The sequence below is a fragment of the Oceaniglobus roseus genome (genome assembly GCF_002869745.1).
Taxonomy (GTDB): domain Bacteria; phylum Pseudomonadota; class Alphaproteobacteria; order Rhodobacterales; family Rhodobacteraceae; genus Oceaniglobus; species Oceaniglobus roseus.
Genome location: NZ_PNOS01000016.1, coordinates 41,706 through 65,238, shown reverse-complemented (window position 1 = coordinate 65,238; position 23,533 = coordinate 41,706). Strand labels below are relative to the sequence as shown.

At 70.5% G+C, this 23,533-nt stretch carries 27 protein-coding genes; 15 read left to right on the top strand and 12 right to left on the bottom strand.

Annotated elements, in window-relative coordinates:
• The first annotated feature begins 1 nt into the window (after window position 1).
• The 4 genes from hydA to A7B20_RS10020 are packed head-to-tail and all read left to right on the top strand — an operon-like array spanning window position 2 to window position 3,766.
• On the top strand, window positions 2-1,468 hold the full coding sequence (gene hydA, locus A7B20_RS10035) for a dihydropyrimidinase (protein ID WP_172960992.1): 1,467 nt from the start codon (window positions 2-4) through the stop codon (window positions 1,466-1,468).
• Window positions 1,465-2,121, top strand: a complete 657-nt coding sequence (locus tag A7B20_RS10030) for an aspartate/glutamate racemase family protein (RefSeq protein ID WP_102108441.1) — start codon at window positions 1,465-1,467, stop codon at window positions 2,119-2,121. The genes hydA and A7B20_RS10030 overlap by 4 nt, the downstream gene beginning before the upstream one ends.
• 18 nt (window positions 2,122-2,139) lie before the next feature.
• Window positions 2,140-3,069, top strand: a complete 930-nt coding sequence (locus tag A7B20_RS10025; RefSeq protein WP_102108440.1) for a LysR family transcriptional regulator — start codon at window positions 2,140-2,142, stop codon at window positions 3,067-3,069.
• Window positions 3,070-3,073: 4 nt separating this feature from the next.
• Window positions 3,074-3,766, top strand: coding sequence for a spermidine synthase (locus tag A7B20_RS10020; RefSeq protein ID WP_102108439.1), 693 nt, complete (start codon window positions 3,074-3,076; stop codon window positions 3,764-3,766).
• Window positions 3,767-3,770: 4 nt separating this feature from the next.
• On the opposite strand, the gene A7B20_RS10015 is transcribed toward A7B20_RS10020, so the two are convergent.
• Together A7B20_RS10015 and A7B20_RS10010 are read right to left on the bottom strand one after the other, a co-directional pair.
• The gene (locus tag A7B20_RS10015) at window positions 3,771-4,808 is read right to left on the bottom strand and encodes a hypothetical protein (protein ID WP_102108438.1); all 1,038 of its coding nucleotides are present in this window, start codon (window positions 4,806-4,808) and stop codon (window positions 3,771-3,773) included.
• A 117-nt stretch (window positions 4,809-4,925) separates the two neighbouring features.
• Complete coding sequence (locus A7B20_RS10010) at window positions 4,926-6,290, bottom strand: formimidoylglutamate deiminase (RefSeq protein ID WP_102108437.1); 1,365 nt, start codon at window positions 6,288-6,290, stop codon at window positions 4,926-4,928.
• A gap of 78 nt (window positions 6,291-6,368) precedes the next feature.
• On the opposite strand from A7B20_RS10010, the gene hutI reads away from it, so the two are divergent.
• From hutI to A7B20_RS09985, 5 genes are read left to right on the top strand one after another with little or no spacing between them, the layout of a single operon-like run.
• On the top strand, window positions 6,369-7,553 hold the full coding sequence (hutI, locus tag A7B20_RS10005; protein ID WP_102108436.1) for an imidazolonepropionase: 1,185 nt from the start codon (window positions 6,369-6,371) through the stop codon (window positions 7,551-7,553).
• Entirely contained in the window at window positions 7,550-9,085 is a 1,536-nt protein-coding gene (gene hutH, locus A7B20_RS10000) for a histidine ammonia-lyase (protein ID WP_245866781.1), read from the top strand. The genes hutI and hutH overlap by 4 nt, the downstream gene beginning before the upstream one ends.
• Window positions 9,082-9,894, top strand: a complete 813-nt coding sequence (hutG, locus tag A7B20_RS09995; RefSeq protein WP_102108435.1) for an N-formylglutamate deformylase — start codon at window positions 9,082-9,084, stop codon at window positions 9,892-9,894. Before hutH ends, hutG begins: the two co-directional genes overlap by 4 nt.
• A gap of 2 nt (window positions 9,895-9,896) precedes the next feature.
• Complete coding sequence (gene hutU / locus A7B20_RS09990; RefSeq protein ID WP_102108434.1) at window positions 9,897-11,564, top strand: urocanate hydratase; 1,668 nt, start codon at window positions 9,897-9,899, stop codon at window positions 11,562-11,564.
• Entirely contained in the window at window positions 11,564-12,229 is a 666-nt protein-coding gene (locus A7B20_RS09985; RefSeq protein WP_102108433.1) for a flavin reductase family protein, read from the top strand. The genes hutU and A7B20_RS09985 overlap by 1 nt, the downstream gene beginning before the upstream one ends.
• Window positions 12,230-12,286: 57 nt before the next feature.
• Here A7B20_RS09985 and A7B20_RS09980 read toward each other — a convergent pair whose 3' ends face one another.
• Window positions 12,287-13,456, bottom strand: coding sequence for a MalY/PatB family protein (locus A7B20_RS09980; protein WP_102108432.1), 1,170 nt, complete (start codon window positions 13,454-13,456; stop codon window positions 12,287-12,289).
• Window positions 13,457-13,614: 158 nt separating this feature from the next.
• On the opposite strand from A7B20_RS09980, the gene def (A7B20_RS09975) reads away from it, so the two are divergent.
• From def (A7B20_RS09975) to def (A7B20_RS09965), 3 genes are read left to right on the top strand one after another with little or no spacing between them, the layout of a single operon-like run.
• Window positions 13,615-14,136, top strand: coding sequence for a peptide deformylase (gene def / locus A7B20_RS09975; RefSeq protein WP_102108431.1), 522 nt, complete (start codon window positions 13,615-13,617; stop codon window positions 14,134-14,136).
• 33 nt (window positions 14,137-14,169) lie between these two features.
• A complete protein-coding gene (def, locus tag A7B20_RS09970) occupies window positions 14,170-14,673 on the top strand; it encodes a peptide deformylase (RefSeq protein WP_102108430.1) in 504 nt (167 codons plus the stop codon).
• Window positions 14,674-14,690: 17 nt separating this feature from the next.
• Complete coding sequence (gene def, locus A7B20_RS09965; protein WP_172960993.1) at window positions 14,691-15,164, top strand: peptide deformylase; 474 nt, start codon at window positions 14,691-14,693, stop codon at window positions 15,162-15,164.
• A gap of 167 nt (window positions 15,165-15,331) precedes the next feature.
• Here def (A7B20_RS09965) and A7B20_RS09960 read toward each other — a convergent pair whose 3' ends face one another.
• Window positions 15,332-15,679 (bottom strand): RidA family protein, encoded by a 348-nt coding sequence (locus A7B20_RS09960; protein WP_102108428.1) that lies wholly within the window; start codon window positions 15,677-15,679, stop codon window positions 15,332-15,334.
• A gap of 114 nt (window positions 15,680-15,793) precedes the next feature.
• On the opposite strand from A7B20_RS09960, the gene fmt reads away from it, so the two are divergent.
• On the top strand, window positions 15,794-16,693 hold the full coding sequence (gene fmt, locus A7B20_RS09955) for a methionyl-tRNA formyltransferase (RefSeq protein ID WP_102108427.1): 900 nt from the start codon (window positions 15,794-15,796) through the stop codon (window positions 16,691-16,693).
• Between the two features lie 6 nt (window positions 16,694-16,699).
• Here fmt and rnhA read toward each other — a convergent pair whose 3' ends face one another.
• From rnhA to A7B20_RS09915, 8 genes are all read right to left on the bottom strand, one after another.
• Window positions 16,700-17,164, bottom strand: a complete 465-nt coding sequence (gene rnhA / locus A7B20_RS09950) for a ribonuclease HI (protein WP_102108426.1) — start codon at window positions 17,162-17,164, stop codon at window positions 16,700-16,702.
• 28 nt (window positions 17,165-17,192) lie between these two features.
• Window positions 17,193-17,648: a DUF3429 domain-containing protein gene (locus tag A7B20_RS09945; RefSeq protein WP_102108425.1), complete on the bottom strand. Its 456-nt coding sequence runs from the start codon at window positions 17,646-17,648 to the stop codon at window positions 17,193-17,195.
• A 69-nt stretch (window positions 17,649-17,717) separates the two neighbouring features.
• Window positions 17,718-18,350, bottom strand: coding sequence for a CDP-alcohol phosphatidyltransferase family protein (locus tag A7B20_RS09940; RefSeq protein WP_102108424.1), 633 nt, complete (start codon window positions 18,348-18,350; stop codon window positions 17,718-17,720).
• A gap of 8 nt (window positions 18,351-18,358) precedes the next feature.
• On the bottom strand, window positions 18,359-19,309 hold the full coding sequence (locus A7B20_RS09935) for a phosphatidate cytidylyltransferase (protein ID WP_102108423.1): 951 nt from the start codon (window positions 19,307-19,309) through the stop codon (window positions 18,359-18,361).
• A complete protein-coding gene (locus A7B20_RS09930) occupies window positions 19,306-19,935 on the bottom strand; it encodes a lysophospholipid acyltransferase family protein (protein WP_102108422.1) in 630 nt (209 codons plus the stop codon). Before A7B20_RS09930 ends, A7B20_RS09935 begins: the two co-directional genes overlap by 4 nt.
• 354 nt (window positions 19,936-20,289) lie before the next feature.
• The gene (gene ispH, locus A7B20_RS09925; protein WP_102108421.1) at window positions 20,290-21,240 is read right to left on the bottom strand and encodes a 4-hydroxy-3-methylbut-2-enyl diphosphate reductase; all 951 of its coding nucleotides are present in this window, start codon (window positions 21,238-21,240) and stop codon (window positions 20,290-20,292) included.
• A gap of 67 nt (window positions 21,241-21,307) precedes the next feature.
• Entirely contained in the window at window positions 21,308-21,748 is a 441-nt protein-coding gene (locus A7B20_RS09920; protein ID WP_102108420.1) for a YqaA family protein, read from the bottom strand.
• 52 nt (window positions 21,749-21,800) lie between these two features.
• Window positions 21,801-22,376 carry a LabA-like NYN domain-containing protein gene (locus A7B20_RS09915; RefSeq protein ID WP_102108419.1) on the bottom strand — a complete coding sequence of 192 codons (576 nt, stop codon included), beginning with the start codon at window positions 22,374-22,376 and terminating at the stop codon, window positions 21,801-21,803.
• 95 nt (window positions 22,377-22,471) lie between these two features.
• On the opposite strand from A7B20_RS09915, the gene folK reads away from it, so the two are divergent.
• Both folK and rpoZ read left to right on the top strand, forming a co-directional pair.
• Window positions 22,472-23,059 carry a 2-amino-4-hydroxy-6-hydroxymethyldihydropteridine diphosphokinase gene (folK, locus tag A7B20_RS09910; protein ID WP_245866778.1) on the top strand — a complete coding sequence of 196 codons (588 nt, stop codon included), beginning with the start codon at window positions 22,472-22,474 and terminating at the stop codon, window positions 23,057-23,059.
• A 94-nt stretch (window positions 23,060-23,153) separates the two neighbouring features.
• Window positions 23,154-23,510: a DNA-directed RNA polymerase subunit omega gene (gene rpoZ / locus A7B20_RS09905; RefSeq protein ID WP_102108418.1), complete on the top strand. Its 357-nt coding sequence runs from the start codon at window positions 23,154-23,156 to the stop codon at window positions 23,508-23,510.
• Window positions 23,511-23,533: the final 23 nt, after the last annotated feature.

Below are 23,533 nucleotides of genomic sequence, written 5' to 3'. Positions count from 1 at the left end.
CATGTTCGACCTCGTCATCAAGGGCGGCACCATCGTCACCGCCGCCGACACCTACAGGGCCGACATCGGCATCACCGGGGGCAGCATCGCTGCCCTCGGAACCGGGCTGGAGGGAAATGACAGCATCGACGCCACCGGCAAGCTGGTGCTGCCCGGCGGGATCGAGGCGCACTGCCACATCGCGCAGGAATCCGCGACCGGGGGCATGACCGCCGACGACTACCGCTCGGGCAGCATCTCGGCGGCGTTCGGCGGCAACTCCTGCTTCGTTCCCTTCGCCGCGCAGCACCGCGGCATGGGCGTGACCGAGACGCTGGACCTCTACGACAGCCGGGCCGAGGGGGCGTCCGTCATCGACTACGGCTATCACCTGATCGTCGCCGATCCGACCGAGAAGGTGCTGACCGAGGAGCTTCCGGCGGCCTTCGCCCGCGGCGTGACCTCGTTCAAGGTCTTCATGACCTACGACCTGATGAAGATCGACGACCGGCAGTTCCTCGACATCCTGACGGTGGCGAAGGAGAACGGCGCGCTGACCATGGTCCATGCCGAGAACTCCGGCATGATCGCCTGGATCTCCGACCGGCTGGTGAAGGCGGGTCATACCCAGCCCCGCTATCACGCGCCCTCGCACCCGGCGCTGGCCGAGTCCGAGGCGATCAACCGCGCGATCTCGCTGGCGAAGCTGGTGGATGCGGCGCTGCTGATCGTCCATGTGTCCACCCCCGAGGGGGCCGCGCTGGTGCAGGGCGCGCGGCTGGCCGGGAACAAGATCTTCGGCGAGACCTGCGCGCAGTACCTGTTCCTGACCCGCGACGACCTCGACCGGCCGGGGATGGAGGGGGCGAAGTTCATGTGCTCGCCGCCCTTGCGCGACGTGGCCACGCAGGAGGCGCTGTGGCGGCACCTTCAGGCGGGCACGTTCAGCGTCTTCTCGTCCGACCATGCCCCCTATCGGTTCGACGACTCCGGCAAGCTTGCCAAGGGACCGGACGCCAGCTTCAAGCAGATCGCGAACGGGATGCCGGGGATCGGGCTGCGCCTGCCGCTGCTGTTCTCGGAAGGGGTGAACGCCGGGCGGATCACGCTCCAGCAGTTCGCGGCGCTGTCGGCCAGCAACGCGGCGAAGCTCTATGGCCTGACGAAGAAGGGCAGCATCGCCATCGGCATGGACGCCGACATCGCGATCTGGGACCCCGAGGAGACGCGCAAGGTCACGGTCGAGGACCAGCACGACAACATGGACTACACCCCCTTCGACGGCTGGACCGTGAAGGGCTGGCCCGTCACCGTGATGACCCGCGGGCAGAGGATCGTCGAGGGCGGCGAGCTGAAGGCCGAGCCGGGATACGGGCAGTATGTCGCGCGCGAGCGGATCGACCTGACCGGCATCCCCGGCCACCGCGCGGTCGAGTTGGACCCGGACACCAACTTCGGCGCCCGCATCATGCCGGAGACGAAGGCGTGAGCGGACCCGTCGTCGTCGTCAACCCGAATTCCAACCGGGCGGTGACGGAGGGGCTGGACCGCGCGCTGGCCCCGTTCCGCCTCGCAGGCGGGCCGGGGATCGAGTGCCTGACGCTGGAGGAGGGGCCCTTCGGGATCGAGAACCAGGTCCATTCCGACCAGGTGATCCTGCCGCTGGTGGAGCTGGTCAAGCGCCGCGCCGATGCCTCCGCCTTCGTCATCGCCTGCTATTCCGACCCTGGCATCGACGCCTGCCGCTCGGTCGCTCCGGTGCCGGTGTTCGGCATCCAGGAGAGCGGCGTCCTGACGGCACTGTCCCGGGCCGACCGGATCGGCATCGTCGGCATCTCCTCGGCCTCCGAGAAACGCCACCGCCTCTACATGCGGCGTATGGGGGTGTTGGACCGCGTCGCGGGCGAACGCGCGCTGAACATGAGCGTGGACGAGACGGCACGGGGATCGGGCACCTTCGCAAGGCTCCAGGAGGTCGGCCGCGCGCTGATGGCCGACGGGGCCGAGGCGCTGGTGCTGGGCTGCGCCGGCATGGCGGTGCACCGCGCGCCGCTGGAGGCGGACCTCGGGATTCCGGTGATCGACCCGACGCAGGCGGCGGTCGCCATGGCTCTCGGGGCGGTGCTGGCGAAGCGATTGTAAAGCGTCTATGACGGCGCCATGAAGATCGCGCGCCGCAACGACCTGTCGCTTCGCCTGCTGGAGATTTTCGGCACGCTGATGCTGCACCAGACCACGGTGGCGGCGGCCGAGGAACTGGGGATCTCGCAGCCCTCCGTCTCGACCGCGATCAAGCAGCTCGAGGCCCAGCTGGGCTTCCCGCTGTTCGAGCGCGAGAAGAAGCGGATGCGCCCGACCCCGGAGGCGAAGAGCCTGTTCCAGGAGGTCGAGCCGCTGTTCGAGCAGCTCAGGAGCGTCGAATCCCGCGTCCGCGACCTGCGCGGCGGCGCCGTCGGCAAGTTGCGCGTCATGGCGACGCCGCCGCTCGGCCATTCCATCGTGCCCGGCGCGCTGGCCGCCTTCGTGGCCGAACGGCCCGGCGTGGCGGTCCAGTACGACGTGCGGCGGATGGAGAACGTGGTCGACGCTATCGCCATCGGCGCCGCCGACATCGGGCTGTGCCTCGCCACCGACAGCCATCCCGGCATCGAGATCCGCACGCTGAAGACCAGCCGCATGGTCGCGCTGATGCGGCAGGATCATCCCCTTGCGGAGTGTCCGGTGGTCCACCCCGCGGACGTGGCGGAACACGGTTTCATCGGGCTCGACCGCGCCTCGCGGCTGGGGCTTCTGCTCCAGACCGCCTTCGAGACGGCCGGGGTCGGCTATTTTCCCCAGATCGAGGTGCGCTACTGCCATACCGCCGCGGTGCTGGCGCAGGCGGGCACGGGGGTGGCGGTGGTGGACCCCTGGACCGCCTCGTTCCTGCCGAACATGGCGCTGGTCGCGCGGCCCTTCGATCCTGCGATCTCGGTGCCCGCCTGCCTCCTGTCGCGGCCCGGGCGGCCACTGACGCGCCTTGCCGACGCCTTCAGCCGGATCTTCGTCGCCGCGCTCATGGCGCCGCAGCCCGGCCCGGCGGGGGCCTGAGGAGATGCTGCCCTGGGTCCTTCTTGCCACGGCGAAGGCGCCGGACGGCGACACGCTGCGGCTCCTGAGGCGCGGCGACGAGTTCTCGATCCGCGTCACCGGGGGCAACGGGCTGATGAGCAGTCGGCTCAGCGGCTCGGAAGAGGCGCTGGCGACGCTCTCCATCGCCGCCTTGAGGGACCGCGCCGCGCCGCACCTGCTGATCGGCGGCCTCGGCATGGGCTTCACCCTGCGCGCCGCGCAGCGTGGCCTCGGGCCGGGGGCGCGGCTGACGGTGGCCGAGATCGTGCCCGAGCTTGCCGGTTGGGCGAGCGAGTTCATGGGCGAGGTCTTCGGCGACTGCCTGGAGGATCCGCGGGTCGATCTGAAGATCGCCGACGTGGCGGCGCTGATCCGCAAGGCCGAGGGTCTGTACGACGCGATCCTGCTGGACGTCGACAACGGCCCCGACGGGCTGACCCGGCCGGGCAACGACGCGCTCTATCACGAGGCGGGGCTGAAGGCCGCGCGCCGGGCGCTGCGGCCCGGCGGCGTGCTGGCGGTCTGGTCGGCGACGGCGGAACCCGCCTTCACCGCCCGCCTGAAGCGCACGGGGTTCGACACCGAGGCCAAGAGCGTGCCCGCCGGGAAAAGCCGCCGCGGCACGAAGCACACGGTCTGGATCGCGCGGGCCCCGGCCAAGGGGGCCCGCGCCTGAGCGGTCACGAGCAGGAGTAGCCGAGGCTGACGTGGCCGCGGTCGAAGCCGTCGAGGCTGACCTTGCAGGTGCTGTCCTGGATCGCGACGGAGTCGCCCGCCTTCAGGGTCTGGGTCTGGAAGCCGTTGACGGCGATCCGCGCCGTGCCCGCATCCTCGTCCGCGCCCGAGACGAAGACGCGCACCTTGCCGTCGCCCAGCATCGCCGTCTCGCCCACGCCATAGCCCTGCGGCTCGGGCATGTCGGCGCCGCACTGCGCCGAAAGCTGCGCCGCGCCGCCGGACAGGCCGTCGAGCGTCACGAGGCAGTCGGTGCCCCCGCCCATGACCGCCTTCGACGATCCGGCCTTCAGCATCATGTTCCTGCCGTTCATGTTCAGCCGGGCCGCGCCGCCCTCCTCGTCGACGCGCGAGACGAAGACGCGCACCGCGCCGTCGCCGTAGACGCCGGTCTGTCCGGGGCGCAGGCCGTCGCCGCCCGACCCGCTGCCGCCAGACCCGCTGCCGCCCGAGGCGGCGGCCTTCTGCGCGCCGCCCTCGCCGCCGGAGCTTTCCCCGGCCGCTGCCTTCGCGTCGGCCGTGTCATTCCCCGAGCCCTCGGCCGCCTTCGCGTCGCCGGACCCTCCTGCCGCGCTTGCAGGCTGCTGCGCCGCCATGGCCTGGTGCGCCTTCTCCGAGGTCTCGACCAGCTTGCCCATGCGCTGGTCGAGGCCGGACTGCCCCTCCGAGAGCTTGGAGAGCGTGTCCTTCACGTCCGCCGACATCGTGTCGACCTTGCCCGACAGATCCTCGCCCACCTTGGCGGCGGCGTCCTGAACGGTGCCTTCGAGGCTGTCCAGCCGTTCGGTCAGCGACGCCATCGAGTCGCCGAGCGCGCTCAGCTTCTCGTCGAGGCTCTGGTTCGCGGCGCTCACCGGTTCCATCGTCTGGGCCATGCGCTTGCCGATGGCGGCCATGTCCGGCCCCTTCGGCGCGGCGACGTATCCAACGGCCACGCCGACCACCAGCGCGACCACGCCGATTCCAATCGTTTTCTCGTCCAAGGCTAACCTCCCATTGATTTTTTTTGAATCCGGGCCGAGCGCCCGCGTGCAACGGAATGAAATCACAAAAGTGACCTTGCGGAAACAAATTCCGCCCCGCCGGCCTCCGGCGACGGCCTAGAGATCCGCGCGCAGGCGGCGCACGACCTGCCCGTAGGCGGCGGCGATGGCGTCGTGGCGGATGTGGCGGCCGCCGGTGACAAGATGCCGCCCGCCGCTCCAGACCTCGGCCACCATGGCGCTGTCGCCGGCGAAGGCGAAGCTGTCGATCAGCGTGTCGCCCCTGAGCCCGGCAAGGTCGATGTGCCCGGTATCGAGCGCCGCCATGTCGGCCAGCCGCCCCGGCTCGAGCGTGCCGCCGTCGCGCCCCGCCGCCTGCGCGCCCCCTGTGCAGATCGCGTCGAGGATCCGGCGCCCGGTGGATCTCTCCGGCGTCGCCAGCGCGGCGCGCGTCCTGTCGCGCAGCCGCTGGGAGGTGTCGAGCTGGCGGATCTCCTCGGCCAGCGAGATTCGGATGTTGCTGTCCGAGCCGAAGCCGATCCGTCCGCCCGCGCCAAGGTAGGCGACCCCGTCGAAGATCCCGTCGCCAAGGCTCGCCTCGGTCAGCGGGCAGAGCCCCGCGGTCGCGCCGGTCCGCGCCAGCGCCACCGTCTCTTCCCGGGTCATCTGCGTGCAGTGGATCAGGCACCAGCGGGCGTCGAGGCCCAGATGCTCCAGCGCCCAGGTCACGGGGCGCGCGCCCCAGGCGGCCTCGATCTCCTCCACCTCCGCCACCTGTTCGGCCAGGTGCATGTGGATCGGACCCCCCGGCACCATGCCTGCCACGTCCCTCAACGCGTCGCGGTCCACCGCGCGCAGCGAATGGGGCGCGACGCCCAGCACGGTGTCGGCGGGCAGGGGGGCGAGGGCCGCGCGGGCGCCGTCGAGCAGGCGGGCGAAGCGGTCGGGATCGTTGCCGAAGCGGATCTGGCCGGGGCCGAGGGGCCGCAGGTCGCAGCCGCCGTAGCGGTAGAGCACGGGCAGCAGGGTCAGCCCGATCCCCGAGACCTCGGCCGCCTCGGCGATCCGCGCCGACATCTCGGCGAGATTGCCGTAGGGCGCGCCGCCGGGACGGTGGTGGAGGTAGTGGAACTCGACCGAGGCGCCATAACCGGCTTCGAGCATCTCCATCTGCACGAAGGCGGCGATGGCGGTCACGTCCCCGGGCGTCAGCTGGTCGAGGAAGCGGAACATCAGCTGCCGCCAGGTCCAGAAGCTGTCGGTGGGATCGCTGCCGCGCCGTTCGGTCAGGCCCGCCATCGCGCGCTGGAAGGCGTGGCTGTGAAGGTTCGCGGGGGCCGGCAGCAGCGCGCCGACGCGCTGTCCCCCGGGTGCCGCGCCCGGCGTCACCGAAGCGATGCGCCCGTCCGCCCCGATCTCCACCGCCACGTCCCGCGCCCAGCCCGTCGGCAACAGCGCCTGTTCCGCCCAGATCCTCGTCATGCCGCGTCCCCGCTTGACAGGTTTTTATGTACATACATAATAGCGTCAATTCCGATCCCCGATCAAGGCGCCTCCTCCATGCTCCTGACGAACGCGCGGCTCTGCGGCCTTCCGAACGGCGCGCCCCACGGCGGGGTCGAGGACGGCGCGATCCTGATCGAGGACGCACGCATCGCCTGGGCGGGCGGGCGCGAGGACCTGCCCGACGGCGACCATGGCGAGGTCCGCGACATGGGCGGGCGGCTGGTCTCGCCCGCGCTGATCGACTGCCACACCCACATCGTCCACGGCGGCGACCGCGCCGCGGAGTTCGAGATGCGGCTTCAGGGCGCGACCTACGAAGAGGTCGCGCGGGCCGGGGGCGGGATCGTGTCGACCGTGCGGGCCACGAGGGCGATGGACGAGGACGCGCTGGTGGTGGCGGCGCTGCCCCGGCTCGACGCGCTGATCGCCGAAGGCGTGGCGGTGGTCGAGGTGAAGTCGGGCTACGGGCTGGACACCGATACCGAGCTTGCGATGCTGCGCGCGGCGCGGCGGCTGGGCGAGCTGCGGGAGGTGCGGATCGTCACCTCCTTCCTCGGCGCCCACGCGGTGCCGCAGGGGTCCGAAGCCGACGCCTATATCGACGGGGTCTGCATCCCCGCGCTGCGTGCCGCCCATGCCGAGGGGTTGGTCGACGCGGTGGACGGCTTCTGCGAGGGCATCGCCTTCTCTCCCGCGCAGATCGCCCGGGTGTTCGACGTGGCGGCGGAGCTGGGCCTGCCGGTGAAACTCCATGCCGAGCAGCTCTCCGACCTCGGCGGCGCGAAGCTGGCGGCGGCGCGGGGGGCGCTGTCGGCCGATCACCTCGAATACCTGGGCGAGGACGGGGTGGAGGCCATGGCAGAGGCCGGCACCGTCGCCGTGATCCTGCCCGGTGCCTTCTACACCCTGCGCGAGACGCGGATGCCGCCCGTGGACCTGCTGTGCCGTCACGGCGTGCCGATGGCGGTGGCGACCGACTGCAACCCCGGATCGTCGCCCATGACATCGCTGCTGCTGGCGATGAACATGGCCTGCACGCTGTTCCGCCTGACCCCGGAAGAGGCGCTGTTCGGTGCGACCCGCCACGCGGCGCGCGCCCTCGGCCTGCGCGACTGCGGCCTGATCGCGCCCGGGATGCGCGCCGACCTCGCCGTGTGGAACGTGGCGCACCCGGCCGAACTCGCCTACCGCATCGGTTTCAACCCGCTGCACGCCCGCATCATCGGAGGCCGACCTTGACGCTGACCCTCACCCCCGGCGCCGTCACCCTCGCCGACCTCGCCGAGATCTTCTGGACCGGCGCCGCCGTAAGGCTCGACCCCGCCTGTCGTGGGGACGTGGAGGCGGCGGCGGGCAGGATCGCCTCGGCCGCGGCCGGGAACGTGGCGGTCTACGGCGTCAACACGGGGTTCGGAAAGCTGGCCAGCGTCGCCATCGCGCCCGGCGACACGGCGGTTTTGCAGAGGAACCTGATCCTGTCGCACTGCTGCGGCGTCGGCGCGCCGATCGCGCCGAACATGGTGCGGCTGATGATGGCGCTGAAGCTGCTCTCCTTCGGGCGCGGCGCCTCCGGCGTCCGGTGGGCGTTCGTCGAGCTGTTGCAGGAGATGCTGGCGCGGGGCGTCACGCCCGTGGTGCCCTCGCAGGGCTCCGTCGGCGCCTCGGGCGATCTCGCGCCACTCGCCCACATGACCGCGGTCGTGATCGGCCACGGCGAGGCCCAATACAGGGGCGAGACGCTGCCGGGGGCCGAGGCGCTGGCCCGCGCGGGGCTGGAACCGCTGGAGCTGGGGCCGAAGGAGGGGCTGGCCTTCATCAACGGCACCCAGTTCTCGACCGCCTTCGCGCTGGCCGGGTTGTTCCGCGCCTGGCGGGCGGCGCAGGGCGCGCTGGTGATCTCGGCGCTGTCGACGGACGCGATCATGGGCTCGACCGCGCCGTTGCAGCCGGAAATCCACGCGCTGCGCGGCCATCGCGGCCAGATCGAGGCGGCGGCGGCGATGCGCGCGATCCTCGACGGCTCGGAGATCCGCGAAAGCCACCGCGACGGCGACACCCGCGTGCAGGATCCCTATTGCATCCGCTGCCAGCCGCAGGTCACGGGCGCGGCGATGGACGTGCTGCGGCAGGCCGCGACGACGCTGGAGATCGAGGCCAACGCCGCCACCGACAACCCGCTGGTGCTGTCGGAGGCGGGGCTGATCGTCTCGGGCGGCAACTTCCATGCCGAGCCGGTGGGCTTCGCCGCCGACATGATCGCCCTCGCGCTGTCCGAGATCGGCGCCATCGCGCAGCGCCGCGTGGCGCTGATGGTCGACCCGACCCTGTCCCACGACCTGCCGCCGTTCCTGACGCCCAAGCCCGGTCTGAACTCGGGCCTGATGATTGCCGAGGTGACGACCGCGGCCCTGATGAGCGAGAACAAGCACATGGCCACCCCCTGCGTCACGGACTCGACCCCGACCTCCGCCAACCAGGAGGATCACGTCTCCATGGCCGCCCACGGCGCGCGGCGGCTCGGGCCGATGGCCGACAACCTGAACCGCATCCTGGGGGTCGAGGCGATCTGCGCGGCGCAGGGGGTCGAGTTCCGCGCGCCGCTGCGGACGAGCGCGCCCCTGCAAGCGGTGCTGGCGCGGCTGCGGCAGGACGTGGCACCTCTGCACGAGGACCGCTATCTCGCGCCCGACCTCGAAGCCGCCGCACAGCTGGCGGCAACGGGTGCGCTGGCCGAGGCCTGCGGCGTGGCCCTGCCGGAGCTCGGACGATGAAGGTGGTTGGCGTCACGCGCGGCGACGGTCCGGTGATCCTCGCCATGCCCCACGGTGGGACGGACCTGCCCGACGCGGTGTTCGACCGGCTGAACGCGAAGGGGCAGGGGCTGGCCGACACCGACTGGCACATAGCGCGGCTCTACGAGGGGCTCCTGGCCGACGTGACCGTGGTGCAGTGCGCGGTGCACCGCTACATGATCGACGCGGGCCGCGATCCGTCGGGGCAGTCGCTCTATCCGGGGCAGAACACGACGGGACTGTGTCCGGTCAACGACTTCGACGGCGATCCGATCTGGCGCGAGGGGCAGGCGCCCGGCGCCGACGAGATCGCCGAGCGCGTCGCCACCGTCCACGCGCCCTATCACGCCGCGCTCGCCGCCGAGGTGGACCGGCTCCGCGGGACGCACGACGCGGTGGTGGTCTACGACTGCCACTCGATCCGCTCGGTCCTGCCGTTCCTGTTCGACGGCACCCTGCCGCAGTTCTGCATCGGCACGAACCACGGCGCGACCTGCGCCGATGCCGTGACAGCGGCCGTGACCGATCCGCTGCCGCCCGAGGACACGGTGCTGAACGGCCGCTTCGTCGGCGGCTGGACCACGCGCCACTACGGCCAGCCCGAGGTCGGCGTCCACGCGATCCAGATGGAGCTGTCGCAACGCGGCTACATGCGCGAACGCAGCCCCTGGGCCTGGGACGGCATCCGCGCCGAGGCGCTGCGCCACCCGCTGCGGCTGCTGCTCACCAACCTTGACCGGCTGGCGCGCTCGGGCGCCCTGAAGAACGATCTGGCGAAAGGAGCCTGACCATGGACCTCGACCGCAAGAACATCCGCACCGTCATCCCGCCCACGGGCCCCGAGATGACCTGCAGGACCTGGGGCGCCGAGGCGGCGATGCGGATGCTGATGAACAACCTGCACCCCGACGTGGCCGAGAACCCGCACGAGCTGGTGGTCTACGGCGGCATCGGCCGCGCGGCGCGCAGCTGGCGGGACTTCGACACCATCGTTGCCTCGCTGAAAGGGCTTGGCCCGGAGGAGACGCTGGTGGTCCAGTCCGGCCGCCCCGTCGCGGTGGTGCGCACGCATGCCGATTCGCCGCGGGTGCTGATCGCCAACTCGAACCTCGTGCCGCACTGGGCGACCTGGGACCATTTCCACGAGTTGGACCGCAAGGGGCTGATGATGTACGGCCAGATGACGGCCGGCTCCTGGATCTACATCGGCACACAGGGCATCGTGCAGGGCACCTACGAGACCTTCGCCGAGGCGGGGCGCCAGCACTATGGCGGCGACCTCAGGGGCCGCTGGATCCTGACCGGGGGCCTCGGCGGCATGGGCGGGGCGCAGCCGCTGGCCGCCGTCTTCGCCGGGGCCTGCTGCCTCGCCGTGGAGTGCAACCCCGACAGCATCGACTTCCGCCTGCGTACAAAGTACCTCGACGAGAAGGCCGAGACGCTGGACGAGGCGCTGGCGATGATCGACGCCTGGACGAAGGCGGGCGAGGCGAAGTCGGTGGGCCTGCTCGGCAATGCCGCCGACATCTTCCCCGAGATCCACAGGCGCGGCGTGCGCCCCGACATCGTGACCGACCAGACCAGCGCCCACGACCCGCTGAACGGCTACCTGCCGCAGGGCTGGACCCTCGGCGAATGGCGCGAAAAGCGCGAGAGCGATCCGAAGGCGGTGGAGAAGGCGGCGCGGGCCAGCATGAAGGTCCACGTCGCGGCCATGGTCGAGTTCTGGAACGACGGGGTTCCGGTGCTCGACTACGGCAACAACATCCGCCAGGTGGCAAAGGAGGAGGGGCTGGAGAACGCCTTCGCCTTCCCGGGCTTCGTCCCGGCCTATATCCGCCCGCTGTTCTGCCGCGGGATCGGCCCGTTCCGCTGGGTGGCACTGTCGGGCGATCCCGAGGACATCTACAGGACCGACGCCAAGATGAAGGAGCTGTTCCCCGGGAACGCGCACCTGCACCAGTGGCTCGACATGGCACGGGCGCGAATCTCGTTCCAGGGGCTGCCCGCGCGGATCTGCTGGATCGGGCTCGGCGACCGGCACCGGGCGGGGCTGGCGTTCAACGAGATGGTGGCGAAAGGCGAGCTGAAGGCGCCGGTTGTGATCGGCCGCGACCATCTCGACTCCGGCTCCGTCGCCTCGCCGAACCGCGAGACGGAGGCGATGAAGGACGGCAGCGATGCCGTATCGGACTGGCCTCTGCTGAACGCTCTGGTCAACACGGCGAGCGGGGCGACCTGGGTGTCGCTGCACCACGGCGGCGGCGTCGGCATGGGCTTCTCCCAGCACGCGGGCATGGTGGTGGTCGCCGACGGCACGCCCGAGGCGGCGGCGCGGCTGGAGCGGGTTCTGTGGAACGATCCCGCCAGCGGCGTCTGGCGCCACGCCGACGCGGGCTACGAGGACGCGAAGGACTGCGCCCGCGAACATGGCCTGAACCTGCCGGGGATCCTCTGATGCACTACGCGCCCGGAACCGACGTCTGCCCGCTGCCGTTCTCTCCGTTCAAATCCTGCACCGTGCCGCGCCCCATCGGCTGGCTTTCGACGGTGTCGCCGGACGGGGTGGCGAACCTCGCCCCCTACAGCCAGTGGCAGAACCTGACCTTCGACCCGCCGATGGTGATGTTCGCCGCCAACCGGTATCCCGACGGGCGGAGGAAGGACACGGTGGTGAACGCCGAGGCAACGGGCTGGTTCGTCTGGAACATGGCGACCTGGGACCTGCGCGAAGCGGTGAACATCTCGGCCATGGCGCTGCCTGCCGAGGTGGACGAGTTCGAGCGGGCCGGGGTGACGAAGGCCGCCTGCGTCGATGCCCCGGGGCCGCGCGTGGCCGAAAGCCCCGCGCATTTCGAGTGCCGCCTGATCGCCATCCACACCCTGCCGGGGGACAGCCCCGTGGGCATGGTGGATGTCGTCTATGGCCGGGTGATGCGGATCCATGTCGACGACGCGGTGATCACGGCAGAGGGCAAGCTCGACATCCCGAGGATCCGGCCGATCGCGCGCATGGGCTATTACGACTACACGGTGGTCGACAGCACCTTCGAGATGCGCATCCCGCAGGGCGAGGGGGCCGAGGCCGACGGGCTGGAAGGGCGGCCGCCCGAGCGGCGGTAGCACCCGCGCGACAGAGCCGCGCGCCCCGGCGGTGCATGCAGGGGCGCGCGCTTGTGGTTACTGCAGGTCCGCGAAGGCGTCCTGAAGGCGCGACACGGCCTCCTCGATCCGCGCACGGGGCGTCGCGATGTTGAACCGCAGGAAGCTGTCGCCACCCTTGCCGAAGGTCGGCCCAGCATTCGCCGCGATCTTCGCCGTGCCGCAGACGCGTTTCGTGAACTCGTCCGGCGCCATGCCCGTGCCCGCGAAATCGACCCAGGACAGGTAGGTGGCCTCCAGCGGCATCGACCGCAGCCCCGGGATCGCGTTCACGCCGGCATCGAAGATCTTCCGGTTTCCGTCGAGGTAGTTCATCAGGTCGTCGACCCAGACCGCGCCCTCGGGCGAATAGGCGGCGGTCGCCATGTGCATCCCGAAGCTGTTCGGCGAGATCCCGAGCCCGTTGACCTTCGCCGCGAACCGCGCACGCAGCGCGGGGTCGGGGACGATCACGTTGCCGATGTGGCTGCCCGCGATGTTGAAGGTCTTGGTCGTCGCCGTCATCATCACCAGCCGGTCCTCGATGCCTGCGATCTTCGCCATCGGGGTGTGGCGGTTGCCGGGGTAGACGAGGTCGTGGTGGATCTCGTCGCTGACGAGGATCAGGTCGTGGCGCTTCGCGAAGGCGGCGACGCCCTCCAGCTCCTCCTCGGTCCAGACCCGGCCGCCGGGGTTGTGGGGCGAGCAGAGGATCAGCATCGTCTCGCTGCCGTCCATCTGCGCGTCCCAGGCGTCGAAGTCGAGCGCGTAGCGGCCATCGACGATTGGCATCTCGCATTCCACCACCCGGCGGCCCAAGCCGGTGATGACCCGACCGAAGGCGTGGTAGATCGGGGTGAACATGACGATCCCGTCGCCGGGCTGCGTGAACGCCTCGAGGCACATGGCGGTGCCGTTGACGAGGCCGTGGGTGGTGAAGATCCAGTCCTTCTCGACCTGCCAGCCGTGGCGGTTCTCCATCCACCAGGCGATCGCCGCGAGATACTTCGAGTCGTCGCCGAAATAGCCGTAGACGCCGTGATCCACCATCTTCTGGAGCGCGTCCTGCACGCAGGCGGGGGGGCGGAAGTCCATGTCGGCGACCCACATCGCCAGCCCGTCGTCCTTCGGCACGCCGTAGATCGGCTCCATCTTGTCCCACTTCGCGCAGTGGGTGCCGCGGCGGTCGATGATCTCGTCGAAACTCATGGAATGCCCTCCTTCGGATGTCACGCGGAGGGTATTCCCGTCTTCGCCAGCCACAAGGGCAAAATCGCCGCCCCGGATCTGCCGCCGCCCCGCCGGGTTCCGCCCGGCACGGCGGGTCGGATATTGCACAAAGGGGCGCGGCGAACTAGATCGGCGGCATGGCACTGCTCGATATCCTGATCCACCCGGACCCCCGGCTGAAGAAGCCCGCCGCCCCCGTGACCGAGGTCACGCCGGAGCTCAGGAGGCTTGCCGACGACATGCTCCAGACGATGTACGACGCGCCGGGCATCGGACTGGCCGCGCCGCAGGTCGGCGTGCTCCAGCGGCTGATCGTGCTCGACTGCGTGAAGGAGGAGGGGGCCGCGCCGCGCCCCCTCGCCATGGTCAACCCCGAGGTGACCTGGACCTCGGAGGCGAAGAGCGTCTACGACGAGGGGTGCCTGTCGATCCCCGACCAGTACGGCGAGGTCGAGCGGCCCGCAGAGGTCGAGGTGCGCTGGCTGGACCTCCACGGCGCCACGGTTTCCGAGCGCTTCTCGGGGCTCTGGGCGACCTGCGTGCAGCACGAGATCGACCACCTCGACGGCAAGCTGTTCATCGACTACCTGAAGCCGTTGCGCCGCCAGATGATCACCCGCAAGATGGTGAAACTGAAGCGCGAGCGCGCCCGCGTCTGACCTGATTCCCGCCCGATACCCGAAAGCGACCCGATGGCCCTGATGCAGATCCTGAAATGGCCCGACCCGATCCTGCAGCAGACCGCCGCGCCGGTGACCGACTTCGATGCCGCCCTCGCGGCGCTGGCGCAGGACATGCTCGACACGATGTACGACGCGCCGGGCCGCGGGCTGGCCGCGCCGCAGGTGGGGCGGCTGATCCGGCTGTTCGTGATGGACACCACGTGGAAGGAGGGGACGCCCGACCCGGTGGTCTGCGTCAACCCCGAGATCCTGTGGTCCTCCGACGAGACCGAGGAGAACGAGGAAGGCTGCCTCTCGATCCCCGGAACGCCGATGCCGATCGTCCGCCCGGCCCGGATCGGCCTGCGCTGGCAGGGTGTCGACGGGACGGTGAACGAGGCGGAGCTCGACGGGCCGGACGCGCTTTGCGCGCAGCACGAGATCGACCACCTCGACGGCCTCGTGATCTTCGACCGCGTGGCGCCGTCGCTGCGCGCCGAGTTGGAAGCCCGGTACTCGGCCGCCCCGACGTGACCCCGCGCCCCTTCGTGATGTGGCCCGACCGCCGCCTGCGCACGCCCGCGGCGCCGGTCGCGGCGGTGACCGACGAGATCCGCGCGCTCTGGGCCGAGATGATCGAGGCGATGGAGGCGATGCCGGGCGTCGGGCTGGCCGCGCCGCAGATCGGCGTGATGCTGCGCCTCGCCGTGGTGGATGCCTCCGAGGCGCGGGGCCGCGCGATCCGCATGGCGAACCCCGAGATCCTGCATGCCTCCATCCACCCCCGCGCCCACGACGAGGCCTCGCCGAACCTGCCCGGCGTCTCGGCGGTGATCGAGCGGCCCCGCGCGGTGACGGTGCGCTACCTGAACGAGGGCGGCGAGGTCGAGGAGCGCGACATGGTCGACCTCTGGGCCACGTCGGTGCAGCACCAGATCGACCACCTGGACGGGCGCATGTACTTCGACCGCCTCTCGCGGCTGAAGCGCGAGCGGCTGCTGAAGCGGGCGGCCAAGCTGCGCTGAGGGCTGCCTGCGCGCCTTCGTCTTCGGCGTCGGGTCAGCGGGATGGTGCGGGAGCCTCCGGCGGGGATATTTGAGAAGCAAAGATGGGGGCGATTCCCTTGATCATCTTTGCTTCCCAAATATCCCCGCCGGAGGCTCCCTGACTCTCGACCCGCCAGACGCCGGGATCAGCGCGCGGCGGTGACGATGAACTCGACGAGGTACTCGGGCGCGGCGAGCTTCGCCTCGCCGCAGGCGCGGGCGGGGGTGTGGCCCTGGGGTACCCAGGCGTCCCAGACCTCGTTCATCGCGGCGAAATCGGCCATGTCGGCCAGCCAGATCACGCATTGCAGGATCTTCGTCTTGTCGCTGCCCGCCTCGGCCAGCAGGCTGTCGACCTGGGCGAGGCAGTCGCGGGTCTGCTCGGCGACGCTGGTGCCGGGCTTGCCGACCTGGCCGGCGAGATAGACGGTGTCGCCGTGGGTGACGATCTGGCTCATGCGGGGGCCGGTGTGGGCGCGGGTGATCTCTGCCATGGGTCTCTCCTGTGATTGCCGGTCACCGATGGCACGGCGGACAGGGCGCCGCAAGCCATGGACCACGGGGTCGGGCGGCGCTATCCCGGCGGCGGTCGAGGAAGGAGACATCTCATGCGGATCGTGTTCATGGGCAGCCCCGAGTTCTCGGTGCCGGTGCTAAAGGCGCTGGTGGCCGCCGGGCACGAGATTCCCTGCGTCTACTGCCAGCCGCCGCGCCCGGCGGGGCGGGGAAGGAAGGACCGCCCGACGCCGGTGCAGGCCCGGGCCGAGGCGCTGGGGCTTCCGGTGCGCCATCCCGAGCGACTGCGCGATCCGGCGGCGCAGGCGGATTTCGCGGCGCTGGAGGCCGACGTCGCGGTGGTGGTCGCCTACGGGCTGATCCTGCCTCAGGCGGTGCTGGACGCACCGCGGCGGGGCTGCCTCAACATCCACGCCTCGCTGCTGCCGCGCTGGCGGGGGGCGGCGCCGATCCACCGGGCGGTGATGGCGGGGGATGCCGAGACGGGGGTCTGCATCATGCGGATGGAGGCGGGGCTTGACACCGGGCCGGTGCTGCTGCGGCGCGCGACGCCGATCGGCGCGACCGAGACGACGGGGGCGCTGCACGACCGGCTGTCGGCGATGGGGGCGGCGCTGGTGGTGGAGGCGCTGGCAGGGCTCGACCGGCTTGTGGCGGAGCCGCAGCCCGAGGAGGGCGTGACCTATGCCGCGAAGATCGACAAGGCCGAGGCGCGGGTCGACTGGACGCGGCCCGCGGCGGAGGTCGACCGGCAGATCCGCGGCCTGTCGCCCTTTCCCGGCGCCTGGTGCGAGATCGCAGGCGAGCGGGTGAAGCTGCTGGCCTCGGAAGCGGTGGCGGGCGAGGGCGCGCCGGGGGCGGTGCTGGAGGGCTTCACCGTGGCCTGCGGCAGCGGCGCGGTCCGGATCGACCGGGCGCAGCGGGCCGGGAAGGGCGCCATGGCGGCGGGGGAGATCCTGCGGGGCCTCGGCCTGCCTGCGCGGCTGGACTGATGCGGCTCAGCCGCCGCGCCGGGGCTTGAACGGCGCCATGCCCGCGCGCGCCAGCTCGTCCGCGCGTTCGTTCTCGGGATGGCCGGCGTGGCCCTTGATCCACTCCCAGGTCACGTCGTGGCGCGACTGGGCGGCGTCGATGCGCTTCCACAGGTCCTCGTTCTTCACCGGCTTCTTCTGGCTGGTGCGCCAGCCGTTGCGCTTCCAGCCGTGGATCCACGATGTCACGCCGTTCTTCACGTAGGCGCTGTCGGTCACGATGGTGATGCGGCTGGGGCGGGACAGGGACTCGAGCGCGTTGATCGCGCCCAGAAGCTCCATGCGGTTGTTCGTCGTCTCGGGCTCGCCGCCCTTCAGCTCGCGCTGTTTCAGGACGGTGTCGCCGTCCTTCGCGATCAGGAGGGCACCCCAGCCGCCGGGGCCGGGGTTTCCGGAACAGGCGCCGTCGGTATAGGCGATGATCTCAGGCATGTGCGTCCATTTCGAGGGTGGGGGCGGCTCAGACCACGCCGACGGCGAGGCAGCCGACGACGACCACGGTCAGCAGGATGCGCAGCTGCATCCACCAGGCGGGGGCGAGGCCCTGGCGCCAGAAGGTCCAGTCGAGCGCGAGGAGGCCGAGGAAGCCGAAGATCAGGTACGTCGCCGCCGAGACCGGGCCGCCGCCGACGAAGAAGAAGGCCCAGAGCGCGGGCAGCACCGACAGGGCATAGCCGGTGGCGGCCTCGCGCCCCTCGGCCCTGGTGGCGAAACCCCAGAGCACACCGGACATGAAGGACAGGATCACGGTGCCGTACTGGAGCTGCACGTAGGGGCCGATGAAGCGGGGGCCGAGCGCGGAGATGCCCCAGGTCGCGAGATCCTCGGAGACCAGCGTCAGCGCGCCCCAGGCAAAGGGGATCAACCCGGCGAGGCCGAGGGCGAGGGCGGCGGGGGGGATGGTGAATCGCGACATGGGCAAGGCTACTTTCGGGGCCGCGCCAACCTGCGCCAAAGCGGGGGCGAGGGCAAGGGCGCGCAGGTCTCAGCCGCCCCGCATCCAGCGGACCAGCCGCGCGGCGCGGCGCCAGAAGGTCAGCGCGGTGCCAAGCGCGACGAGCGCCAGGGTGGCGGTCAGCAGCCAGCGCTCGGCGGTGAGCGCCACTTGCAGCGCCGTGGCGAGGCTGCCGAGGGTCAGAAGCGCCATGCGGTGCGGTTTCGCCATGGGGCCGCCGAAGTCGGGCGCGGCGCCCTCGGCCCGGCCGTGTTCGCGCAGGTGGGCCGTCATCACCGCCAGCACCGTCGCGAGGAGGCCGAGCCAGGGCAGACCCGCGGCGATCCCGGCGCCGCCGAGGATCAGCAGGTCGCACAGCCGGTCGGGCACCTCGTTCCAGAAGGCGCCGTCGGGGGCGCCGCGCCGCCCCTCGATCGCCACCATCCCGTCGAGCAGGTTGCAGACGAGGCGGAGCTGGGCGAACAGCGCGCCGAGGACCAGGAGCGCCGCCGCGGCGAGGGGCCCGGCGCCCCAGGCGGCCCAGTAGGACAGGCCCGAGAGCGCGGCCATGCCGATCCCCGCCTGCGAGATCGCGTTGGGGGTCACGCCGCGCGTCGCCAGCGTCCGTGCGAGGCGGACGGCAAGGGGGCTGCTGCGGCTCTTCAGGGGGCGGCGGTTGGCCATGGCGCGCCTCAGACGGTGGAGAAGAAGAAGCGGGTGAGGTGGAAGAACAGCGGCGCGGCGAAGACGACCGAGTCGAGCCGGTCGATGAAGCCGCCGTGCCCGGCGATCAGGTGGCCCCAGTCCTTCACCCCCTTGTCGCGCTTGATCGCCGACATCACCAGTCCGCCGCAGAAGCCCGCGAGCGTCACGACGAGGGCCATCCCCGCCGCCTGCGCCGCCCCGAAGGGGGTGATCCAGAACAGCAGCGTGCCGGCGAGCGTGGCGGACAGGACGCCGCCCACCAGCCCCTCCCAGGTCTTGCTGGGCGACAGGGACGGGGCGACGGGGGTGCGGCCGAAGAGCTTGCCCCAGGTGTATTGCAGCACGTCCGAGAGCTGCACCACCACGACGAGCCAGGCGATCAGCAGCACGTTGCGCCCCTCGAAGCCCGTGATCCGCAGGCTGAGAAGGGCGGGGACGTGGCTCAGGGCATAGACGCAGATCATCAGCGCCCACTGGGTCTCCGCGATGCGGACGAGGAAGCTTTTCGTGTCACCTTCCAGCACGGCGATCACCGGCAGCAGGAGGAAGGCGTAGACGGGGATGAAGATGGTGTAGAGCCCGTACCAGTCCTGCCAGACCAGGACGTATTGCGCGGGCAGCACGACGAAGAAGGCGGCGGCGAGCGCCCAGTGATCGGCGCGGCTGCGGGTGCAGAGGGTCACGAACTCGCGCAGCGCGGCGAAGGAGACGAGGGCGAACAGCACGACGACCCCGGTGCGCCCGGCGAGGAAGGCGAGGCCGAGGACGATCACCATGCCCCACCAGGCGTCGATGCGCGCGTTCAGGTTCTCGACCGTCGCGCTGCCGCCCGCCCGGGCCGCGCGGCGGCGCAGCAGGCGGGCGAGCAGCGTCGCGGCGGCGAGCAGCAGGCCGATGCCCGCGAGGAGGCGGAGGAGGTCCTGGGCCGCCGCGCTCATGCCGCCGCTCCGAGCGAGAGGAGGGCATCGGCGGCGCGGTCTAGGAAGGCGCGCCGGTCCTCGCCGTCCGCCAGGCGCAGGGAGGCGCCGAAGGTGACGGTGCAAAGGAGCGGCACAGGGACGAGCCTGCCCTTCGGCAGGACGCCGTTCAGGTTGTCGATCCAGACCGGGACGAGATCGACGTCGGGGTTGGCGAGGGCGAGGTTGTAGAGGCCGCTGCGGAAGCGCAGCAGCGGTGACTCGGTCATGTTGCGGGTGCCCTCGGGGAAGAGGATCAGCGAATCGCCCCGCTCCAGCGCCTCCAGCATGGTGCGGAGCGGGTCGGTGCGGCGGTCCTCGGCGTTGCGCTCGATCAGGACGGCGCGGAACACGTCGCGGCCGATGAATCGGCGCACCGGGCCCGCCAGCCAGTAGTCCGCGGCGGCGACGGGGCGGGTGCGCTGTCTCAGCACCGTGGGCAGGACCGACCAGATCAGGATGAAGTCGCCGTTCGAGCGGTGGTTGGCGAAGTAGATGCGCTGGTCGGGCAGGGGGGCGGACCCCTGCCACACGGCGCGCACGGCGGTGATGAGCCAGGCGAAGCCGGTGATGATCCGCCCCGCGACGCGTGCGGCGAGACGCGTCACGGCAGGGCGCTCCGGCGGCGGCGACCGGCGGCCGGGCGATGCGGCGTTGCGCCCGGCGGCTCGACGGTCGGGGCGGCGGTGACGGCGGGACGCCTCCGGGGGGAGTATCGGGGCAAGGAAGAAGCCCGTGGATCGTTCCTGCCCGAGCTGCCCGTGGCGCGGGCCGGGACGGGAGGGGTGCGGCACGGGCGGCGCGCCTCCGGGCCGTTGCCGCGGACGAAGGGGGCCGACGGCCGGGCCCCGGCTGGTCCTTGCGGGTCGAGGTCCGCACCCTCCGGCCCAAGTCCCGGCGGCACCGCTTTCAGCGGTCGGGTCGGGAGAGCCTCAGGGTCGACGGGGCGGGGCACCTTGGGGTCACGCCGGTTCGCGCAGGACGCGGGGGACCTTGAACTCGACATGCTCCTCGGCGGTGACGACCTTTTCGACCGTGACCTCGAAGCGGTCGCGGAAGGCGTCGACCACCTCGTTCACCAGCACCTCGGGGGCGCTGGCGCCGGCGGTGATGCCGATGGAGGAGATGCCTTCGAGCGCGCGCCAGTCGATGTCCGCGGCGCGCTGGACGAGCTGGGCATAGGCGCAGCCCGCCCCGCGCCCGACCTCGACCAGACGTTTCGAGTTCGACGAGTTCGGCGCGCCGATCACCAGAATCGCATCGGCTTTCGGCGCCATCGCCTTCACCGCTTCCTGACGGTTCGTGGTGGCATAGCAGATGTCTTCCTTGTGCGGCCCGACGATGGCCGGGAAGCGTGCCTTCAGCGCCGCGACGATGTCGGCGGTGTCGTCCACCGAGAGCGTCGTCTGGGTGATGAAGGCCAGCCGTTCGGGATCGCGGGGGGCGATGGTGGCGACGTCGGCGACGGTTTCCACAAGAAGCACCTCGCCCTCGGGCAGCTGGCCCATGGTGCCGAGCGTCTCGGGGTGGCCCGCGTGGCCGATCATCACCATCTGCAACCCGTTCTCGTGGTGGCGCGCCGCCTCGATATGGACCTTGGAGACCAGCGGGCAGGTGGCGTCGACATAGACCATCTCGCGCCGCGCCGCCTCCTGCGGCACGGCCTTGGGCACGCCGTGGGCCGAGAAGATCACGGGACGGTCCGGCGGGCATTCGTCCAGCTCCTCGACGAAGACGGCGCCCTTGGCGCGCAGCCCGTCGACAACGAAACGGTTGTGCACGATCTCGTGGCGGACATAGACCGGCGCGCCCCATTTCTCGAGCGCCATCTCGACGATCTTGATCGCCCGGTCGACGCCCGCGCAGAAGCCGCGGGGCGCGGCGAGGTAGAGGGTAAGGGGGGGCTTCGGCATCGGCGTGGCTCCGGTCAGTGCTGGTTCACAGGTAATGGACCGCCCGCCCTGCGTCCAGCCTTGCCGCCTAGAGGCTGAGGACCCCGGCGGTCAGCAGCGCGAAGACGACGTAGCGGACCGTCTTGGCGAAGGAGACGAGCAGGAAGAACAACCAGAAGGGGGTGCGCATGACGCCGGCCATCAGGGTGATCGCGTCGCCGAGCGGCGCCCAGGAGAGCAGCAGGCTCCAGACGCCCCAGCGGGTGTACCACTTCTGCGCCCGCTCCATCTGCGCCTCGGTCACGGGAAACCAGCGGCTGCCCTTCATCCGCTCGACCCCGAGCCCCATGGCGTAGTTCACGCAGGAGCCGAGGGAGTTGCCGAGGCTGGCGACGAAGACCAGCCAGAACAGCGGCGCCGTGCCCTCGGCCTGGAGGGCGGCGAAGACGATCTCGGACTGGAAGGGCAGGAAGGTCGCCGCGCCGAAGGCCGCGACGAAAAGACCGCCGAGGGACCAGAGGAGGGTCACGCCGTCCGGTCCTTCTGGGCAGTCCCGTGCAGGCCTGCGTCCTTGGCCGGTCCTATTGGCCGGCCGCTTCGCGCAGCGGGCGGTCGTCCTCGCGCGGCTCGCGCGGCGGACGCCCGATCACTTCCTTCAGCTCGTCGAGCTCGATGAAGTTGTCGGCCTGGCGGCGCAGGTCGTCGGAGATCATCGGCGGCTGGCTGCGGATCGTCGACACGACGGAAACGCGCACGCCCGAGCGTTGCAGGCTCTCGACCAGCGGGCGGAAATCCCCGTCGCCCGAGAACAGCACGATGTGGTCGACGCGCGGCGCAAGCTCCATGGCATCGACCGTCAGCTCGATGTCCATGTTCCCCTTCACCTTCCGGCGGCCCTGGCTGTCGGTGTATTCCTTCGCCGGCTTCGTCACCATCGTGAAACCGTTGTAATGCAGCCAGTCTACGAGCGGGCGGATGGGCGAGTAATCCTCGTTCTCCAGCAGTGCCGTGTAGTAGAAGGCGCGCAGAAGCTTGCCCCGCCGCATGAATTCCTGGCGCAGAAGCTTGTAGTCGATGTCAAACCCCAGCGCCTTCGCCGCGGCGTACAGGTTCGATCCATCGATGAACAGCGCAAGCCGTTCGTCCCGGTAGAACATAAAATGTCATCCTTCTAACGACCCGGTGAACTGGTTTCCGTGAGTGAGTGGTGCTAAGCCCAGCCGGGTCCTGAGCTATCTAAGGTTTTCCTGAGTTGACGCAACTGGCTATACGAACAGACGCTGCGGCAACTGCATTGCTTGGACTGGGCGCGAATACAACCCTTGCGGGTCAAACACTGGAAAACGCGCTGAAATCCGCGCTTGAAATGCTTGCCGGACCCGAGATTGAAATTTGTGCCGTCAGCAGGTTTTTTTCGACTCCCTGCTTTCCGGCGGGCGCGGGCCCCGATTATGTTAACGCAGCGGCGAGGATCAGGACAAGCTCCACCGCCCCGGCGCTGCTGGAAAGGCTTCACGATGTCGAGAAGCGGTTCGGCCGCGAGCGCCGCGAACGGTGGGGTGCCCGCACGCTGGACATCGACCTGCTGGATTACGACGGGCGGATCTGCCCCGATCCCGAGACCCAGGCCCGCTGGCGGGACCTTCCCCCCGAGGCGCAGCGCCTGCAGGCGCCGACCGAGCTGATCCTGCCCCATCCACGGATGCAGGAACGCGCCTTCGTGCTGATTCCCCTGCTGGACGTCGCGCCCGGCTGGATCCACCCCGTCAGCGGCAGGACGGTCCGGCAAATGGTGGATGCGCTGCCCGAAGCCGATAAAAACGCCGTGCGACCCCTCTGAATCTGCCTGGATCGCCGGTCTATCGGGTTGTCAAGGTTTTTCATCGGTATTAAACGTTGTCGCTCAGGCTTTCCCTTCCGAACAGGAGTATCCCATGGCCCGTGTGACGGTCGAAGACTGCGTTGACAAGGTACCGAACCGGTTCGAACTGGTGATGCTTGCCGCCCACCGCGCCCGCGAGATCACCGCCGGGGCCCAGCTGACCGTGGACCGCGACAACGACAAGAACCCCGTCGTGTCGCTGCGCGAGATCGCCGAGGAGACCCAGCAGGCCGACGACCTGCGCGAGCGGATGATCGAATCGCACCAGACCCAGATCGAGGTCGACGAGCCCGAGGAGGACGCGATGGCGCTTCTCATGGGCGGCGGCCAGCCCGACAAGCCCGCCGAAGACGACATGAGCGAAGAAAAACTGCTGCGCGCCCTGATGGAAGCGCAGGGGCAGCAATAGGCGCAGGCGCGCCAGGGATGCGG